General features: G+C 72.3%; 11 protein-coding genes and 2 pseudogenes. 3 read left to right on the top strand and 10 right to left on the bottom strand.

Annotated features, from left to right (window positions below; all coding sequences use genetic code 11):
• Window positions 1–8: 8 nt before the first annotated feature.
• Window positions 9–1,418 (bottom strand): MFS transporter, encoded by a 1,410-nt coding sequence (locus B085_RS0110930; RefSeq protein WP_018558611.1) that lies wholly within the window; start codon window positions 1,416–1,418, stop codon window positions 9–11.
• A 101-nt stretch (window positions 1,419–1,519) separates the two neighbouring features.
• Window positions 1,520–2,287, bottom strand: a complete 768-nt coding sequence (cobF, locus tag B085_RS0110935; RefSeq protein ID WP_018558612.1) for a precorrin-6A synthase (deacetylating) — start codon at window positions 2,285–2,287, stop codon at window positions 1,520–1,522.
• A 448-nt stretch (window positions 2,288–2,735) separates the two neighbouring features.
• Between cobF and B085_RS46795 the strand changes: the two genes are divergently transcribed.
• Entirely contained in the window at window positions 2,736–3,467 is a 732-nt protein-coding gene (locus B085_RS46795) for a CAP domain-containing protein (protein ID WP_026250911.1), read from the top strand.
• 66 nt (window positions 3,468–3,533) lie between these two features.
• Here the strand turns inward: B085_RS46795 and B085_RS0110945 are convergent, their stop codons facing one another.
• From B085_RS0110945 to B085_RS0110960, 4 genes and pseudogenes are all read right to left on the bottom strand, one after another.
• The gene (locus B085_RS0110945; RefSeq protein WP_026250912.1) at window positions 3,534–4,814 is read right to left on the bottom strand and encodes a glycoside hydrolase family 18 protein; all 1,281 of its coding nucleotides are present in this window, start codon (window positions 4,812–4,814) and stop codon (window positions 3,534–3,536) included.
• A 133-nt stretch (window positions 4,815–4,947) separates the two neighbouring features.
• Window positions 4,948–5,277: pseudogene (locus tag B085_RS0110950) on the bottom strand (glycoside hydrolase family 2 TIM barrel-domain containing protein); the annotation flags it as partial.
• Between the two features lie 30 nt (window positions 5,278–5,307).
• Window positions 5,308–8,427, bottom strand: a complete 3,120-nt coding sequence (locus B085_RS0110955) for an alpha-mannosidase (protein ID WP_018558617.1) — start codon at window positions 8,425–8,427, stop codon at window positions 5,308–5,310.
• Window positions 8,428–8,441: 14 nt separating this feature from the next.
• Complete coding sequence (locus tag B085_RS0110960) at window positions 8,442–9,785, bottom strand: 6-phospho-beta-glucosidase (RefSeq protein ID WP_018558618.1); 1,344 nt, start codon at window positions 9,783–9,785, stop codon at window positions 8,442–8,444.
• A 143-nt stretch (window positions 9,786–9,928) separates the two neighbouring features.
• Here B085_RS0110960 and B085_RS0110965 point away from each other — a divergent pair, with 143 nt between their 5' ends.
• Window positions 9,929–11,134: an RNA-guided endonuclease InsQ/TnpB family protein gene (locus B085_RS0110965; protein WP_018558619.1), complete on the top strand. Its 1,206-nt coding sequence runs from the start codon at window positions 9,929–9,931 to the stop codon at window positions 11,132–11,134.
• Window positions 11,135–11,147: 13 nt separating this feature from the next.
• Here the strand turns inward: B085_RS0110965 and B085_RS0110970 are convergent, their stop codons facing one another.
• The 3 genes and pseudogenes from B085_RS0110970 to B085_RS0110985 form a co-directional block, all read right to left on the bottom strand.
• Complete coding sequence (locus B085_RS0110970) at window positions 11,148–11,900, bottom strand: DeoR/GlpR family DNA-binding transcription regulator (RefSeq protein WP_018558620.1); 753 nt, start codon at window positions 11,898–11,900, stop codon at window positions 11,148–11,150.
• Between the two features lie 535 nt (window positions 11,901–12,435).
• Window positions 12,436–13,191: a DUF4097 family beta strand repeat-containing protein gene (locus B085_RS42020; RefSeq protein WP_158689718.1), complete on the bottom strand. Its 756-nt coding sequence runs from the start codon at window positions 13,189–13,191 to the stop codon at window positions 12,436–12,438.
• A gap of 199 nt (window positions 13,192–13,390) precedes the next feature.
• Window positions 13,391–15,754: pseudogene (locus tag B085_RS0110985) on the bottom strand (phosphoketolase); the annotation flags it as partial.
• A gap of 289 nt (window positions 15,755–16,043) precedes the next feature.
• On the opposite strand from B085_RS0110985, the gene B085_RS46805 reads away from it, so the two are divergent.
• Window positions 16,044–17,957: a PAS domain S-box protein gene (locus tag B085_RS46805; RefSeq protein WP_018558624.1), complete on the top strand. Its 1,914-nt coding sequence runs from the start codon at window positions 16,044–16,046 to the stop codon at window positions 17,955–17,957.
• Here B085_RS46805 and B085_RS42025 read toward each other — a convergent pair.
• Window positions 17,932–18,342 (bottom strand): VOC family protein, encoded by a 411-nt coding sequence (locus B085_RS42025; protein WP_037731564.1) that lies wholly within the window; start codon window positions 18,340–18,342, stop codon window positions 17,932–17,934. The genes B085_RS46805 and B085_RS42025 overlap by 26 nt on opposite strands.
• Window positions 18,343–18,352: the final 10 nt, after the last annotated feature.

Here is an 18,352-nt window from a genome sequence, read left to right on the forward strand (position 1 = left end):
GGGGCAGTCTAGGACTTCCGGGGGACGCACCGCAGGGCCAGGGCGGCGGCGGTCAGGTAGGCGAGGGCGCCGGCGGCCATGGACAGGCGCAGGCCCCTGCCCTGGTCGGCGGCGGTGGCCAGGAGGGTGCCGCCGAGGGCCACACCTGCGGCACTGCCGATCTGGCGGGCGGTGTTGAACAGCGCGGAGGCCGTGCCCGAGCAGCCGGGGGGTGCGGCCGCCATCACGGTGGTGGTCGTGCCGGTGAGGGCGAAGGAGGTGCCGAAGCCCGCGGCCATCATGGGGGCGACGAGCAGCGGGTAGGCCGGGGCGGGGCCCGCCGCGGCCCAGCCGGCGAGCCCCAGTGCGCCCAGCAGCATGCCGCTGACGACCAGCGGGCGGTCCCCTGTCCTGCGGGCCAGCCGCCCGGACAGGACGGAGGCGAACATCGTCGTCGCCACGGCCGGGAAGAGGGCGAGGCCGGTGCCCAGCGCGCTGTAGCCGCGCTGGTGCTGGAAGGAGAGGCTGGCGGTGAACACCATGCCGTAGAAGGCGAAGTTGAACAGCAGCCCGGTCAGCGAGCCGCCGCCGACCGCCCGGGAGCGCAGCATGCGCGACGGGATCGCGGGTGCGCGGGCCAGCCGCTCGCGCACCGTGAACGCCGCCGCGGCGAGGAGGGCGAGGCCGGCGCCGGCGAGGACCGCCGGATCGGTCCACCCGCGCCGCCCGGCCTCGTTGAGCACGGCGGTCAGCAGGGCGACCGCGGCCACGACGGCGCACTGCGCGGGCCAGTCCAGCGCCCGGTCGGCCCGCCGGGGCGAGGGCGCCACGTGCCGCAGCGTCAGCACCAGGCAGGCGACGCCGACGGGGAGGTTGACCAGGAAGACCCACCGCCAGCCCACCGTGGACACGAGCAGCCCGCCGAGCAACGGCCCCGCGGAGGCGGCGATGCCGGCCATCGAGCCCCACAGCCCGACGGCCCGCGACCGCGCGGCGGGGAGCGGGTAGGCCTGCTGGAGCAGCGCCAGGGAGCCGGGCACGACGAGTGCGGCGCCGAGTCCCTCGGCCAGCCGGGCGGCGACCAGGGCCGGGGCGTCCCGTGCGAGCGCGCACGCCGCGGAGGACACGGTGAACACGGCCACGCCGGTGCAGAAGACCCGGCGGTTGCCGAGCCGGTCGCCGAGCGCCCCGCCGGTGAGCAGCAGGCCCGCGAACACCATCGTGTACCCGTCGGTGATCCACTGGATCCCGGTGAGGGAGGCCGACAGCTCGCGGCCCACCACGGGCACCGCGACGTTGATGACGGTCACGTCGAGGATGACCATGAAGTAGCCGGCGCACACCGCGAGCAGCGGCGCCCGCGACCACGGCCCGGCACCGGGGCCCGGCACGGCGGCGGACGCGGGCCCGCCACCGCCGGCCCCCTCCGCGAACGGCACGTCCTCGACCTCATCCCGTACACAGGGGCTCAGTACCGGATGTCACAGTAAGGGCTGGTACACCCGTATCGCAGGACCGTACGCCGCGCGCTGCGCATGGCTCAGCCCGGCTCGTCGGTGCGGCGGCGCAGCAGGTAGGTGTCCATGATCCAGCCCTTGCGCTCCCGGGCCTCGGTACGGGCGCGGAGGATGCGTTCGGAGGTCTCGGCGAGCGGTCCGGACAGGAGGATCTCGTCCTCGGTACCGAGGTAGGCGCCGTAGTGGATGTCGAGGCCCTCGGGGTCGATCCCGGCGAAGGCGGCGCGGCCGTCGAGCATCACGACCACGTCGTCGGCGTCCTCGGGAAAGCCCTCGGCGAGGCGGCGTCCGGTGGTGATCTGCAGCGGGCGGCCGACCCGGGTGAGGGTCAGGCGGTGGCGGGCGGCGAGGGCGGCGACGCTGCTGATGCCCGGTACGACCTCGTGGGTGAAGGAGCCGGGCCGGCGGGCGAGCACCTCCTCGACGACGGCGATCACGCTGTCGTACAGGGAGGGGTCGCCCCAGACCAGGAAGGCGCCGGTCTCACCGGGGCCGAGGTGGGCGTCGAGGAGGCCCGCCACCAGGTCGGCGCGGCGGCGGCGCCAGTCCTCGACGGCCTCCGCGTAGCCGGGTGCGCCGCGGTCGCGCTCGGCGTCGGGGACCTCGACGAGCCGGTGGCCGGGGCGGGCGTGCTCGTCGAGCATCCGGCGGCGCAGGCGGATCAGGTCCTGGCGCTCCTCCGGTTTGCCGAGGACGAGGAAGACGTCCGTACGGCCGATCGCCTTGACCGCCTGAAGGGTGAGGTGTTCGGGATCGCCCGCGCCGATGCCGATGACGAGGATGTGTCGCATGCGGTGATTGTGCCCTGCGGTGCGTCCGTGACGGCCACCGCGGCAACTGTTCCCGGGAGGCCCTGTGAGGTCCCTCACGCTGGATTGGGTGGTTACGGTGCGACTTAGTAGCCGGCTCCCACGCGGCATATAACCTCTATCCGGAACGGAATGGGGCATTATTCGCACAGGGGAGCGACGGTATCCGATCCGTACGGCGTCATGGGCCGCTTCCGGGGCGGGAAAAGCGAACTGAGGGCCCATCAGGTCTTGTCCGGGACAGGGACACGAAGGCGCGGCACGCCCACCCGCCGGGCGCAAGAGCCGTCGCGGCTACGAGTCCGCGTAGTACCGATCTTTCATTGCCCGATGTTCGGGACGGTCCACACAATGGGCGGGCCCGCCAGCCGTCATGGCAGCTCAGGCGGGTCGTGAACACGCACACCGAACCTTCGAGTGAGGTCACGCAATGACGAAGCACCGCCGGACGATGCGCTTCCGGAAGACAACGGTCGCAGCCCTCGCCGTCGCCGCCGTGGGTGTGCCCTCGGTGGCCATGGCCTGTGTCGGCGGCCAGCAGGGCCCGCGGTACGACGGGTCCCAGGCGCAGGGCCAGGGCCGCTGGAACCACGGCTCGTGGGGCGGGTCCTGGAACGGATCCGCGAACGGCTCCTCCGACGGGACGTGGACGAAGGGCGGCCAGGGGGGCGGGAAGCCGTCCTGGGCTCCCTCCGCCGCGCCCTCGGCCCCCGCCTCCGCGCCGTCGTCGGCGCCCTCTTCGGCACCGTCCGCCGCACCGGCCGCGGGTTCGGGCGCCACGCTGACGGGAGCCTCGGCCACCGTGCTCGACCTGGTGAACCAGGAGCGGGCCAAGGCCGGCTGCACGGCCCTGAAGGTCAACGCCAAGCTGAACGAGGCCGCGCAGGACCACAGCAAGGACATGGCCTCGCACCGGAACATGTCGCACACCGGCTCCGACGGTTCGTCACCCGCCGACCGTATCTCCTCGGTGGGCTACGACTGGAGCCGCTACGGCGAGAACGTGGCCTACGGCTACTCCTCCGCCTCCAGTGTGATGAGCGCCTGGATGGCCAGCCCCGGCCACAAGCGGAACATACTGGACTGCTCCTTCAAGGAAATAGGGATCGCGCTGGCGCAGCCCGGCGACTACTGGACGCAGGACTTCGGCGCCGGTCGCTGAAGCAGAACGCCGTGAGGCCCGGCCGCCCCCGTGGCGGCCGGACCTCACGACGTGCGTGCGGTGGGATCAGCGCAGGCCGCGGCCGAGCGCGTTGATCAGCTCACCGTCGGCGGTGTCGCCGCTGAGCTCCCAGAAGAAGGCGCCGCCGAGTCCCTGCGACTTCGCCCAGGACGCCTTGCCGCGGAGGGTGAGCGGGGTGTCGTAACTCCACCACTCGTCGCCGCAGCGGCCGTACGCGGTGCCGGCGACCACCCGCGTGGCAGGGCAGCGGGTCTTGAGGACCTTGTAGTCCTCGCTGCCCGCCTCCCAGGTGCCGGGCGCGGGGCCGGTGGCGTCGCCGCCGGGCGCCGTCCGCGTCACACCGGTCCAGCCGCGGCCGTAGAAGCCGAGGCCGAGCAGGAGCTTGCGGGCCGGGATGCCGAGGCCGCGCAGCTTGTGGACGGTCGCCGCCGCGTTGGCGCCCTTCGCCGGGATGCCGCGGTAGGACGTGAGCGGCGAGTGGGGGGCGGTCGGGCCGGTGGCGGACCAGGTGCCGAAGTAGTCGTAGGTCATGGGGTTGTACCAGTCGACGTACTTCGCCGCGCCCGCGTAGTCGGCGGCGTCGATCTTGCCGCCGTCCGAGGCGTCGGCCGTGATGGCGGCGGTGACCAGGTTCTTCTTGCCGAAGCGGTGGCGAACGGCGGCCATCAGGTCCTTGTACGCGCTCGGGCCGCTGGTGTCGCACGACATGCCGCAGGCGTTGGGGTACTCCCAGTCGAGGTCGATGCCGTCGAAGACGTCGGCCCAGCGCGGGTCCTCGACCACGTCGTAGCAGGAGTCGGCGAAGGCCTTCGGGTCGGCCGCGGCCTGGGTGAAGCCGGGCGACCAGGTCCAGCCGCCGAAGCTCCAGAGGATCTTGATGTGCGGGTACTTCTTCTTCAGCTTGCGCAGCTGGTTGAAGTTGCCGTGCAGCGCGCCTTCCTCGGTGCCGTCGGCGACGCCGTCGACGCTGCCCGCCGCGTCGTAGGGCTTCTGGTGGTCCGCCCAGGGGTCGCCCACGGCGCACTTTCCGTCCGTCACGTTGCCGAAGGCGTAGTTGATGTGGGTGAGCCGGGAGGCGGCGCCCGAGGTGACGATGTTCTTGACGTGGTAGTCGCGGGCGTAGACGCCCCAGTCGATGAAGTAGCCGACGACTTTCGGCGAGGCTCCCGCGGTGTGCGGGGCGTGGTGGCCGTGGGACGCCGCCGCCGCGGGGGCCGGCTGGGCCACGGCGGGACCGGTGACCGGGCCCGCGGTGAGCAGCGCGGTGCCGGCGGCGACGAGGCCGACCATGGCTCTGCGGAACCGTGATCCCTGCTGTCTGGGCATGGAGTCACCTCTGGTGAGGAAGCGGTCGTGAGCGCGCGTGGGTGCGGGGACACCCTAGAAGGACTAGACCAATGAGGTCAATGGTCTGCACCAATCCGGAAGTCCCCGCTCCCCACGTGCCGGTGACCGCCATGATGTCGCTCGCGGACTGCGGCTCCTCCCAGGCGTCCTTGATCGCGCCCTCGTACTGCACGGGCCGGGAGGGGTCGGTGCGCCGCAGCCGGCCCGCGGCGGCGTCGTGGTTGGCGCCGTAGTCGCTCTCGTTGCCCGGCGACCACACGACGACACTGGGGTGGTTGCGGTCGCGCAGCACCATCCGGGCCACGCGGTCGGTGAACGCCCCCAGGTAGCGGGGGTCGTCGGCCGGCTCGTGGGCGTGGTCGTGGGTCTCGATGTCGGCCTCGTCCACGACGTACAGGCCGAGTTCGTCGGCGAGGCGGAGCAGCGCGGGGTCGGGTGGGGGGAGGCAGGACCGTTCCGGGCGGTGGGGCGGTCACGCGCGCGGCGTGAGACGCACGGTGAGGATCTGGAAAGGCCGCAGGGACACCCGGACGCCTCCGTCGGGCCCGAGCTGCGCGCTCTCCCCCTCCAGCGGGCGTTCCAGCAGGTCGGTCACCCGCACCCGCTCCACCGGGAACGAGGCGCGCAGGGTGGTCGCGGCGCGCCCGCCCAGCGATTCGTACAGCCGCACGACCACGTCGCCGGACCGGTCGTCGGCGAGCTTGACCGCCTCGATCACGGCCCGCGTGCCGTCCAGGGTCACCAGGGGCGCGACCGGCCCGGTGCCCGCCGTCCCGGCGGTGACGCGCAACGGCAGGTTGAGCTCGTAGCCGCCCGCCACGGCGTCCTCCACGGCCGCGCCGGGCAGCAGCGCGTACGTCATCCGGTGCGTGCCCTGGTCGGCGTGCGGGTCGGGCACGCGGGGCGCCCGGACGAGGCTGAGCCGCAGCGTCGTGGTGGTGCCACCGTCCTCGCGGGAGGCGCGGGTGACGTCGTGGCCGTAGGTGGAGTCGTTGAGCACGGCCACGCCGTACCCGGGCTCCGCGACGTGCACCCACCGGTGGCAGAAGACCTCGAAACGGGCCGCGTCCCAGCTGGTGTTGGTGTGCGTGGGCCGGAAGACGTGCCCGAACTGGATCTCGGCGGCACTCCGGTCGGCGTGCACGTCCAGCGGGAAGGCCGCCTTGAGGATCTTCTCGCTCTCGTGCCAGTCGATCTCCGTCTCGAAGTCGATCCGCGGGCTGCCCGCGCGCAGCCGTACGGTCTGCGCGAGGCGGGAGCCGCCGAAGGACCTCTCGACGCGGATGGCGCCGACCAGCGGGCCCTCCTCCACGACGGTGATCGCGTCCGCGGACGTCAGGTCGGTGTACTGCCGCCGGTAGTGCCGGTCGATGTCCCAGGCGTCCCACTGGTTGGGCAGGTCGGTGTGGAGCCGCAGCAGGTTGCCGCGCGCGCCGGGGGCCAGCACCTCGCGGCCCGCTGTCAGGTCGAACACCGAGGTGAGCAGGCCGTCGTCGTCGAGTTCGACCCGGACCAGCCCGTTGTCCAGGACACGGCCGGTGACGGTCACCTTGCCGCCCGGCTCGGCCGCCACGACCGGCCCCGCCCCGGAGGCGGGCAGCTCGGCGAAGACCGCCACCCGGCCGTCGGCGAGCGGCTGGCCCCCGGCCCCCTCCGGCGCCGCCGGTACGGCGACGACCTCCGCCCGGGGCCGGGGTGAGGTGTTGAACACCCACGGCGCCGACGGCCCGGTGCCGGGGTCGCCGGCCACCACCGCTGCGGCGGTCGCGGTGATCGCCTCCAGCTCCTCCTTCAGGCCGGCGTAGGTCGCCTCGGCCTCGCGATGCACCCAGGCGATGGAGGAGCCGGGCAGGATGTCGTGGAACTGGTGGAGCAGGACCGTCTTCCACAGCCGGTCGAGGTCCTCGTACGGGTACGCGTACGAGGGGTCGCGCAGCGCGGCCGTGGCCGCCCACAACTCGGCCTCGCGCAGCAGGTGCTCGCCCCGCCGGTTGCCGGACTTGGTGCGGGCCTGGCTGGTGTAGGTGGCGCGGTGCAGCTCCAGGTAGAGCTCGCCGGACCACACCGGGGCGTCCTCGTACTCCGCCCGGGCCTCGCGGAAGAAGGTGTCCGGGTCCTGGACGACGACCTTGGCCGAGCCCTCCAGGTCGCGCAGGCGCCGGGCCTTCTCCAGCATCTCGCGGGTGGGGCCGCCCCCGCCGTCGCCGTGCCCGAAGGGGACCAGGGAGCGCGTGCCGCCGCCCTTGTCGGCGTAGTTGCGCACGGCGTGGGCCATCTCCTCGCCGGAGAACACCGCGTTGTAGGTGTCGACGGGCGGGAAGTGCGTGAAGATGCGGGTGCCGTCGATGCCCTCCCACCAGAAGGTGTGGTGCGGCATCTTGTTCGTCTGGTTCCACGAGATCTTCTGCGTGAGGAACCACTCCATCCCGGCCAGCCGGGCGATCTGCGGGTACGCGCCGGTGTAGCCGAAGGAGTCGGGCAGCCACACCCCCCGGCACTCGACGCCGAACTCCTCGGCGAAGAAGCGCTTGCCGTGGATCAGCTGGCGGGCCATCGCCTCGCCGCCCGGCAGGTTGCCGTCGGCCTCCACCCACATGCCGCCGACCGGCACCCAGTTGCCGGCCTTCGCCGCCTCCTGCATGCGCCGGTACACCTCGGGGTTGCGCTCCTTGACCCAGGCGTACTGCTGGGCCTGGGAGCAGGCGAAGACCAGCTCCGGGTAGTCGGCGGCGAGCGCGGTGACGTTGGAGAAGGTGCGGGCGGTCTTGCGCTTGGTCTCGCGCAGCGGCCACAGCCACGCGCTGTCGATGTGGGCGTGGCCGACCGCGGACAGCGTGTGGGCGCTGGCGTGGGCGGGCCGGGACAGCACCCCGGCGAGTTCGGCGCGGGCCGCGGCGGCGGTGCCGGCGACGTCCGCGATGTCGAGGGCGTCGAGCATCCGCTCCAGAGCGCGCAGCAGTTCGTGGCGGCGCGGCTCGGCCGTGGACAGCTCACGCATCAGCTCACCCGCGACCTCGATGTCGAGGACGAGGTGCCACACGTCCTCGTCGAGGACGGCGAGGTCCGCGCGGGCCATCGTGTACAGCGGTTCCGCGGGCGCGGTGAGCCGGTCGCCGAGCGGGGTCGGCAGGAAGCCCTTCGCCAGGATGTCGGGGTTGGCGGCGGCCTCCAGCAGCAGTTCCACCGGCTCGCCGCCGGCCGCGGGGTTCGCGACGGGCACGTACTGGTTGCGCGGTTCGATGCCCTTGACCGGGGTGCCGGAGGCGTCGTGCACCAGGGCCTCGGCCTGGCCGCCGGGCCAGTCGCCGATGAAGCCGAGGTCGAAGACGGCCTCGACGCGCCGGCCGGCCCACTGCTCGGGGACGGTGCCCAGGGCGCGTATCCAACTGGTCGACCAGGGGGTGCCCCAGCGGTCGCCGACCGCGAAGGGCTCGTACCCGGCGGCCAACGCCTCCGCCACGGGTACGGGTTCGCCGTCCACGTGCCACGCGGTGAGCGTCAGCGGCACCGACGCGGCGTACACCGCGGGGCGCAGGCGCTGTTCGAGGACGCGGTCGAGGCGCGCCTCGACCTGCTTGCGGTCGTCGTGCATGGGTGCTGGTCCCCTCAGTCCCGGAGGTAGGCGAGTTCGGATACGTGCTTGCGGTAGCCGTCGAGCAGACGCCGGCCGACGGCGACGGAGTCGACGAGCGGGTGCAGCGCGAAGGCGCGCAGGGCGGCGGCGCGCTCGCCGGTGGTGGCGGCCAGGATGACGTCGCGCTCGACGGCCTTGACGGAGCTGACCAGGCCGACGGCGTGGCCGGGCAGCGGATCGCCGACGATCGGGCGGGCGCCGTTGGCGTCCACGTGGCAGGGCACCTCCACGACGGCCTCGGCGTCGAGCGGCTCCAGGGCGCGGCGGTTGCGGACGTTGAGGATCAGCGTGGTGCGCTCGTCGAGGGCGATGGCCCGCATCAGGGCGAGGGCGACCTTCTCGTAGCCGCCGGACTCCAGGTCGCACGAGTCGCGTTCGCCGGCTCCCGCGGCCTCGCGCACGTCGGCGCCGTAGGTCGTCTCGCGCTCCAGGCGGGTGGCGTCCCAGGCCGCGAAGGGCTCGGTGCCCGGGGCTCGCATCGTCTCGTAGAAGCGCTGCTGCTGCTCCAGGAGGAAGGCGCCCCGGGTGTGCTCGGCGTCGCGCGCGGCGGCCACGGTCTCGCGGTTGGAGTAGTAGTAGTTCAGGTACTCGTTGGGGACCGAGCCCAGGGTGCGCAGCCATTCGGCGCCGAAGAGCTTGCCCTCCTCGAAGGAGGTGAGCGCCGTCTCGTCGGCCAGCAGGCGCGGGAGCAGGTCGACCCCGTCCACGCGCACCGCGCGCAGCCAGCCGAGGTGGTTCAGGCCCGCGTAGTCGAACCAGGCGCGGTCCGGGTCGACCTGCAGGGCGCGCGCCACCCTCCTGCCGAGGCCGACGGGCGAGTCGCAGATGCCGATGACGCGGTCGCCGAGGTGGTGGGACATGGCCTCGGTGACCATCCCGGCGGGGTTGGTGAAGTTGATGACCCAGGCGTCGGGGGCGAGCCGCGCGATGCGGCGGGCGATGTCGACGGCGACGGGGATGGTGCGCAGCCCGTAGGCGATGCCGCCGGGGCCGACCGTCTCCTGGCCGAGGACACCCTCGTCGAGGGCGACGCGCTCGTCGACGACGCGTCCGGCGAGGCCGCCGACGCGGATCGCGGAGAAGACGAAGTCGGCGCCGGTGACCGCCTCGTCGAGGTCGGTGGTGATGGTGATCCCCGGCGCGTCGGGGTACCCCTGCGCCTGCTGCCGCAGCACCCGGACGATGGCGTCCAGGCGTGCGGGGTCGAGGTCGTGCAGGGTGACGTGGGTGACCCGGCCCGCCGCGCGGTCCTCCAGCAGGGCGCGGTGGACCAGCGGGACGCGGAACCCGCCACCGCCGAGAATCGTGAGCTTCATCGCAAACTCCTTGCGTGGGAGCCCCCGGCTGTAACCGGGCTTGGAAACGCATCCATGAATCGGAGTCGCGAAATGGCGGAGCGCACTACCGCGATCGCGCAACAAATCGCATGCGTTCTAGCTGAATTGATAGAGTACGTCGCGTGACGCAGGTCAAACGGGCCTTCAAGTACCGCTTCTACCCCACGGACGAGCAGGCTGCAGAGCTGTCCCGCACGTTCGGCTGCGTCCGCCTCGTGTACAACAAAGCACTGGAGGAACGTACCGCCGCTTGGAACAGCGAACGGCTCCGCATGTCGTACGGCCAGTCCTCGACCCGCCTGACGGAGTGGAAGAAGACCGAGGAATTCGCCTTCCTGTGCGAAGTCTCCTCCGTCCCGCTCCAGCAGACACTGCGTCATCTGCAGACCGCGTTCACGAACTTCTTCGCCGGCCGGGCGCGGTACCCGCGCCTCAAAACGCGCAAGCGGTCGCGCGCCACGGCGGAGTACACCCGCAGCGCGTTCACGTGGCGCAAAGGTCATCTGACGCTGGCCAAGATGACGACACCACTTGACATTCGCTGGTCCCGCCCCCTGCCTGCGGAGGCAGAGCCGACGACGGTGACGGTGTCCCGCGACCGTGCGGGACGATGGTTCGTGTCCATGCTGTGCGAAGACGCGATTGCCCCGGGACCCGACACTGATCTCTCGGTCGGCGTCGACATGGGAATCACCTCCCTCGTCGCCCTCTCCACGGGAGAGAAGATCCCCAATCCCCGACACGAGCGCCGGGACCGAGCGCGCCTCGCGAGGGCCCAACGAGAGCTCGCCCGCAAGGCCAGAAGTTCCCGCAATCACGACAAGTGCCGACGCAAGGTGGCCAGGATCCATGCACGGATCACCGATCGCAGGCGCGACTTTCTCCACAAGCTCACCACTCGACTCGTCCGCGAGAACCAAACGGTCGTGATCGAGGACCTGACCGTCCGCAATATGCTGAAGAACGGCACGCTCGCGCGCGCCATCTCCGACGCTTCGTGGGCGGAACTGCGCTCCATGCTGGAGTACAAGTGCGCCTGGTACGGGCGTGACCTCATCGTCGTCGACCGCTGGTTCCCCAGCAGCAGGATGTGTTCCGCATGCGGAGCCCTGACGGCGAAGATCCCGCTGCACGTCCGGACCTGGACGTGCGGGTGCGGCGCGACGCATGACCGCGATGTGAACGCTGCAAGGAACATCCTGGCCGCCGGACTGGCGGTAGCTGCCTGTGGAGCGGACGTAAGACCTCAACGGGAGTCCTCCCGGACGGGGCGGTCGGCGACGAAGCAGGAAACCCGACGGGCGACCGCTGGAATCCACTGCCTGTAGGCGGTCGGACAAGTCAAACCTCGACCACCTCCACCCCCGCCTCGCGCAGCGAGGTCCGGGTCGTCGCGTCCGCCGGGGCGTTGGTCACCACGACGTCGATGTCCTCGGGCCCGCACACGCGGGCCATGCCGGTGCCGGGGAACTTCCCGGCGTCCGCCGCGAGCACCACCTGGTCGCTCGCCGCGATCATGGCCCGTTTGACGGGCACCTCCACGGCGGTCGTGTCCAGTATCTGCCCGCCCGGGCGGATGCCGCTGGTGCCCAGGACCAGCCGGTCGGCGCGAACCTGGCGCAGGTTGTCCTCGGTGAGGAAGCCGACCAGGGATCGGTACTCTCGGCGCACGACCCCGCCGAGCAGCACCAGCTGGACGTCCTTCTCGTCCTGCAGCTCCTCGTAGACCGCGAGGTTGCTGGTGATCACCGTGAGCGAGCGGCCGCGCAGGTGCCGGGCGACCCGCAGGGCGGTGGTCCCGATGTCCAGCAGCACGGTCTCGCCGTCCTTGATGATCTCGGCGCAGCGGACGGCGATGGCGTCCTTGGCCTCGACGCGGACGGCGGCGACGTCCGGGAACGGATCGTCCTCGCCGGTCAGCGGGACCGCGCCGCCGTAGACCCGCTTCAGCAGGCCTTCGTCCTCGAGCTGGATGAGGTCGCGGCGGATCGTGGCCTGGCTGGCGCCGATCCGCTCGGCCAGCACGGTCACCGAGGTGGGGCCGTCCGACCGCAGTGCGCGGAGGATCAGCCCATGTCGTCGGTCGGGGAGCATGGCACGAACCCTACTCGGTCGCTCTGCAAAGTCAATCAAAGTCGAGCAGGTTTGTGATTGATCCTTGTCAAACCACTGCACAGCATGCAAGCTCTTGCGTACTTCAGGCCGGGCGTCCCCCCGTCCGGGCCTGCACCGGGGGGACACGAAGCACCGGGCGCCCCGCGCCGGTGCCCCTGGAGAGCTAGGTCGCAATGCCGCGGTCGGTACAGAGGGGCAGCACCCGGGAGGAGGCAGCCGATGTCTTCCTGTCAGGGCTGCTCTTCTTCGACCTGGGTTTCACCGGGCCTGATCGGCGAACCGCCGCCCCGAGCACATCACCCTCCAGGTCGCCCTGGCCCGGCTCAACGTCGGCCGCTCCACGGACTACAGCGTCGTGATGGCCGCCGTGCCCCTCGCCTCGGCGCCCCTGGTGCTGGTGTTCGCGCTCTTCGCCCGGGGCTTCATCGCGGGCGCGACCGAGGGGGCCGTCCGGGGTTGACCGCCCGGCTCACGGGGCACCGCCGTTCGCCGCGGTGCCCCGTGAGCCGGGCGGTCAGCCCGTCTGCACCGTGACCATGCCGTTCCCGGTGGTGGCGGTGATCCTGCGCGACGAGGACGCATCGGTCGGCACGCTGACCTGCCTCATCCCGACGCCGGTCCGGGCCCGCACGTCGTAGGCGGTTCCGGGGGGCACGGTGACGGTGACCATGCCGTTCCCGGTCGTGGCGGTGACCTCCTCCGGTGCGGCCTCGAAGCTCGCCTCGACCGTGCCGTTCTCGCTCGTCAGGGACGCCCGGCGGGCGCCGAGGGCGGTGCCGGTGACGCTGCCGTTGCCCGTGCCGAGGTCGACCGCGCCGGTGACGCCGTCCGCCTCGGCCTCCCCGTTGTCCACCCTGACGGTGACGGGCGTCGCGGGGGGAACCCTGACGACGTAGTCGACCCTGCACGGCCGGCTGTTCCCGCACCCGGAGCCGACCAGCCGCAGGGTGCCGCCCTCGACCCGATGGCGGGTGGCCGGCTTCACGGCGCCGTACTCCAGCGTCTCGGTCACCGACATCGGCCCGCTGCCCACGGTGATCCGCACCGAACCGCTCTCGTTGCGCACGTCGAGCGCCTTCGCGCCGGAGATCTCGTAGGAGCGCGGGGAGGACCCGTCGGTCGCGCCGCCGGATGACGTCTGACTCGAGGGGACGACGGACCCGGTGGCATCGGCACCGGGCGCTCCGTCGCCGCCCGTGTCGCAGGACGCCAGGAACCCCGCGGCCGCAAGTGCCAGGACGATCGCCATCGCGCGCCAACTCTTCACCACTGCCTTCTCCTTGTACGTCGTCGACCATCGCCCCATGTGGAGCATAACGCCGCAAAGGAGGCATTCCCGATCCTCCGAAGGGGTGACTGGCCCGTCCGCGCGCGGGCGGCGGATGACGCGTGGCGGTCGCGCGGGCCGCCCGCGCCGCCCGCGTCGGCCGCGGGCGGCGCACCGTGAGGCACGGCTGCCGGTCAGCCGGTCACCGGCCCGGCCACGTCCACTCGGTGACCTCGGGCAGGTCCGTGCCGTGCTCGCGGATCCACGCGTGGTGCCGCAGCCGGGAGTCCTCCATCAACTGCCGTACCGGCGCGGCCCGCACGGCGAGCCCCGGTACGCGGTCGATGACGTCCATGACCAGCCGGAAGCGGTCGAGGTCGTTGCGGACGACCATGTCGAAGGGCGTGGTCGTGGTGCCGATCTCCTTGTAGCCGCGCACGTGCAGGTGGGCGTGGCCGGTACGGCGGTAGGCGAGGCGGTGGATGAGCCACGGATAGCCGTGGTAGGCGAAGATCACCGGCTTGTCGCGGGTGAAGAGCGCGTCGTACTCCGGGTCGGCCATGCCGTGCGGGTGTTCTTCCTTGGGCACCAGCCGCGCGAGGTCGACCACGTTGACCACCCGTACGGCCAGCTCCGGCAGGTGACGGCGGATCAGCGAGGCTGCGGCCAGCACCTCCTGGGTGGGGACGTCACCGGCGCAGGCGAGGACGACGTCCGGTTCGCGGGTGCCGTCCTCGGTGCCCGCCCACTGCCAGACGCCGGCGCCCCGGGCGCAGTGGGCGCGGGCGGCGTCGAGGTCGAGCCAGTCGAAGCAGGGCTGCTTGCCGGCGACGACGACGTTGACGTAGTCGCGGCTGTGCAGCACGTGCTCGGCGGTCGACAGCAGGGTGTTGGCGTCCGGCGGCAGGTAGACCCGCACGACCTCGGGCGCCTTGTTGAGGATGTGGTCGATGAAGCCGGGGTCCTGGTGCGAGAAGCCGTTGTGGTCCTGGCGCCACACGTGCGAGGTCAGCAGGTAGTTCAGGGAGGCGATGGGACGGCGCCAGGGCAGCGCCCTCGTCGTGCGGAGCCACTTGATGTGCTGGTTGACCATCGAGTCGACGATGTGGACGAAGGCCTCGTAGCAGGAGAACAGCCCGTGCCTGCCGGTGAGGAGATAGCCCTCCAGCCAGCCCTGGCAGGTGTGTTCGGACAGGATCTCCATGACGCGGCCGTGCCGGTCGAGGTTCTCGTCGACGGGAAGGACCTCGGCCTGCCACGCCTTGCCGGAGGCCTCGTAGACCGCCTCCAGCCGGTTGGAGGCGGTCTCGTCGGGGCCGACGAGCCGGAAGTCACGGCGCCCGGCGGTGTCGGCCATGACGCGCTCCAGCAGGCCCCCGAGGATCCGGGTGGGCTCGTGCAGGGTGACGCCCGGCTTGTCGACCTCGACGGCGAACCGCTCCAGCGGCGGTACGGGCAGGTCGCGCAGCAGCAGCCCGCCGTTGGCGTACGGGGTGGCGCCGAGCCGCAGGTCGCCCTCGGGGACGCAGGCGAGCACCTGCGCGGTGGGCGCGCCGTCCTCGTCGAACAGCTCCCGGGGCCGGTAGGAGCGCATCCACTCCTCGAGCTGCCGCAGGTGCTGCGGGTTGTCCCGGACCGCGGCCAGCGGCACCTGGTGGGCGCGCCAGGTGCCCTCCACGGGCAGGCCGTCGACCTCGGCCGGGCCGGTCCACCCCTTCGGCGTGCGCAGCACGATCACCGGCCAGCGCGGACGCCCGCGCTCCCCGCCCTCGCGCGCGGCGGCCTGGATCCCGGCGATCCGGTCGAGGGCGGTGTCCATCGCCTCGGCCATGGCGGTGTGCACGGCCAACGGGTCGTCACCGGTGACGTGCAGCGGTTCGTGGCCGTAGCCCCGCAGCAGTTCGTCGAGCTCGCCCTCCGGGACGCGGGCGAGCACGGTGGGGTTGGCGATCTTGTAGCCGTTCAGGTGCAGCACGGGCAGGACCGCCCCGTCGTGGACGGGGTCGAGGAACTTGTTGGAGTGCCAGGACGCGGCGAGCGGCCCCGTCTCGGCCTCGCCGTCGCCGATCACACAGGTGACGACGAGATCGGGGTGGTCGAAGGCGGCACCGTAGGCGTGCGAGAGGGAGTATCCGAGCTCACCGCCCTCATGGATCGAGCCGGGGGTCTCCGGCGCGACGTGGCTCGGCACGCCCCCCGGGAAGGAGAACTGCCGGAAGAGCCGGCCCATGCCCGCGGCGTCACGCGAGACGTCCGGGTAGGTCTGCGCGTACGTGCCCTCCAGCCACGCGTTCGCCAGGACGGCCGGGCCGCCGTGCCCCGGTCCCCAGACGGCGAGCTCCCGCTGCCCGCGGGCCTTGATCACCCGGTTCAGATGGGTGTACACGAGGTTCAGGCCGGGCGAGGTGCCCCAGTGGCCCAGCAGCCGCGGTTTCACGTGTTCGGGGCGGAGCGGTTCGGCCAGGAGCGGATTGCCCATCAGGTAGATCTGGCCGACCGCCAGGTAGTTCGCGGCGCGCCAATGGGCGTCGAGGGCACGGAGCTCCTCGTCGTGCATGGCTTCCTCCGAAGCGTCGGGTACAGGAGACCTCTCCTTCCCAGACTCGCCATGTGCGACAACCGTCCGCTAGGGCCGGATGGGGCCTCTTCCGCCGGTCCGGACGACGGGGGGGGATGTCCGACACGGGCCGTGATCTGGAGTTCCCGTGCCGGAGGAGGACGCAGGGAAGATCGACCGTTGAGCGGTTCCGGGCGAACCGGACCGCTTTCGGCGCATCCCCGGCACGGCCCGTCCCCAGGCCCTACGGTCCCGGAACCGGCCCCGTAAGGACGCCCGGATCGACAGGGAGACCACGATGCACGAGACCCGGACCGACTCGGCGGCCCCGGCGGTCGGCGACCCGGCCGCCGAGGAGATGTTCCGCGCGCTGCTCGAGGCGGCCCCGGACGCGATGGTCATCGTGGACGGCACCGGTGTCATCAGACTGGTCAACGCGCAGACCGAGTCCCTGTTCGGCCACACCCGGCAGGAACTGCTGGGCCGCCCCGTCGAGGTGCTGGTCCCCGATCGCTTCCGCGGCCACCACCCCGACTACCGGCACGGCTACGCGCACAACCAGCAGGTGCGCCCGATGGGCGCCGGACTGGAGCTGTACGGACTGCGCAAGGACGGCCGGGAGTTCCCCGTCGAGATCAGCCTCAGCCCGCTGCAGACCGCCGACGGCCTGCTGATCTCCGCCGCGGTGCGCGACGTCAGCGAGCGCAAGGCCGCGGAGGAGCGCATCAACGAGCTGGCGGTGCTCGTGGAGTCGTCCCAGGACGCGATCCTCGCCAAGACCCTCGACGGCCGCATCACCTACTGGAACGCCGCGGCGCAGCGGCTGTACGGCTACTCGGCGGAGGAGGCGATCGGCCGGCACGTGTCGATGCTGGCCCCGGAGCACCTGAAGGAGGAGATCGCGACCCTGCTGGAACGGCTCGCCCGCGGCGAACGGGTGGAGCACTTCGAGATGCTGCGGGTGACCAGCGCCGGGCGGCTGCTGGACGTCGACGTGACCCTCTGGCCGATCCGCGGCCGGGACGGGGACATCGTGGGCGCCTGCTCCATCGTGCGCGACATCGCCGACCTCAAGCGTGCCGAGGAGGAGCTGACGGAGCTGTACCGGCAGCAGCGGCACATCGCGCTGACCCTGCAGCGCAGCCTCATGGGGTCACCGCCCGAGCCGCCCGGCATGCGCACCGCGAGCCGCTACTTCCCCGCCACTCAGGGCGCGGGCGTCGGCGGCGACTGGTTCGACCTCGTCCCGCTGGGCGGAGGCCAGGTGGGCGTGCTCATCGGCGACGTGATGGGGCGCGGCCTCGAGGCCGCCGCGGTGATGGGGCAATTGCGGTCGGCGGCCCGCGCGCTGGCCAAGACCGGGATACCCCCGCGGCAGTTGATACAGGCCCTCGACGCCTTCGTCGCCGACCTGCCCGACCAGCTCGTCACCTGCTGCTACCTGGTGGTGGACCCGGACGCGGGCGAGGTGACGGTCTGCTCGGCGGGCCATCTGCCGGTACTGCTGGTGGATCCCGGTCCCGACGCCGCCGTGCGGGAGCTGCCCGCGCCGATCAGCGTGCCGCTCGGTGTCGGCGACGTGCCGCACCAGCAGGTGTGCCTGCCCGTGGCGGCGGGGTCGACGCTCGTGCTCTACACCGACGGGCTGGTCGAGACGCCCCGCTCCGACATCGACGAGCAGCTGCGCCGCCTGGGCGCGGTGCTGCGTACCGCCTTCGCCCGCGCCCCCGGGCTGGAGGAGGCCGCCGACATGGTGCTGGCCTCGCTGCGTCCCGACGCCGACGGCCACGCCGACGACGTCACCCTGCTGCTGGCCCGGCTGCCCGAACCACCGCTCGCCTCGACCGCCATGGAGGTGACGGCCGTCCCCTCGGCGGTCGCCGACGGGCGCGGCTTCGTCCGCGAGACCCTGGCGCAGTGGGGCTGCGCGGACGTCTCGGACGCCGCCTGCCTGCTGGCCTCGGAGGTCCTCACCAACGCCGTCCGGCACGCCCAGGGGCCGCTGCGACTGCGGCTGCACCGTACCGACCGGGAGATCACCGTCGAGGTCACCGACCACAGCACCCACATCCCGCAGCGCCGTCCGGCCGAACTCGGCGACGAGTCGGGGCGCGGCCTGCTGCTGGTGGAGGCGCTGGCCACGGGTTGGGGCACGCGGCCGTCGAGCGAGGGCAAGACGGTGTGGTTCACCCTCCGGCTGGCGCAGGGGTGACGCCGGGGGGCGCCGCGGCCATCTCGGCGAAGTGCGGGTTGTACATCACGCCGAGCAGGTTCCCGAAGGGGTCGACGGCCGCGCCCGCGACGAAGCCGTGGCCGTGGTCGCGCGGCGCCTCGCGCGAGCGGGCCCCCAGGGAGAGCAGTCGCTCCCAGACCGCCCCGACGTCGTCGACGTGCCAGTAGGCGACCACGCCGGCGGGCGCCGAGGGCGTACGCGAGACGCCCAGCTCCTGGCTGTGGTCGCCGAGACGGAACTCGACGTAGTCCGGGGTGTCGAAGTAGGGCTCGACGCCGAGCAGTTCGGAGTACCAGGCCTTCGCGGCCGCGAGGTCCTCGGCGTGGTGGCGGATGGTGGCCAGGCCGCGGAATGTCGATGTCACACCGTCATGC

Source organism: Streptomyces sp. BoleA5 (assembly GCF_000373665.1).
Taxonomy (GTDB): Bacteria; Actinomycetota; Actinomycetes; order Streptomycetales; family Streptomycetaceae; genus Actinacidiphila.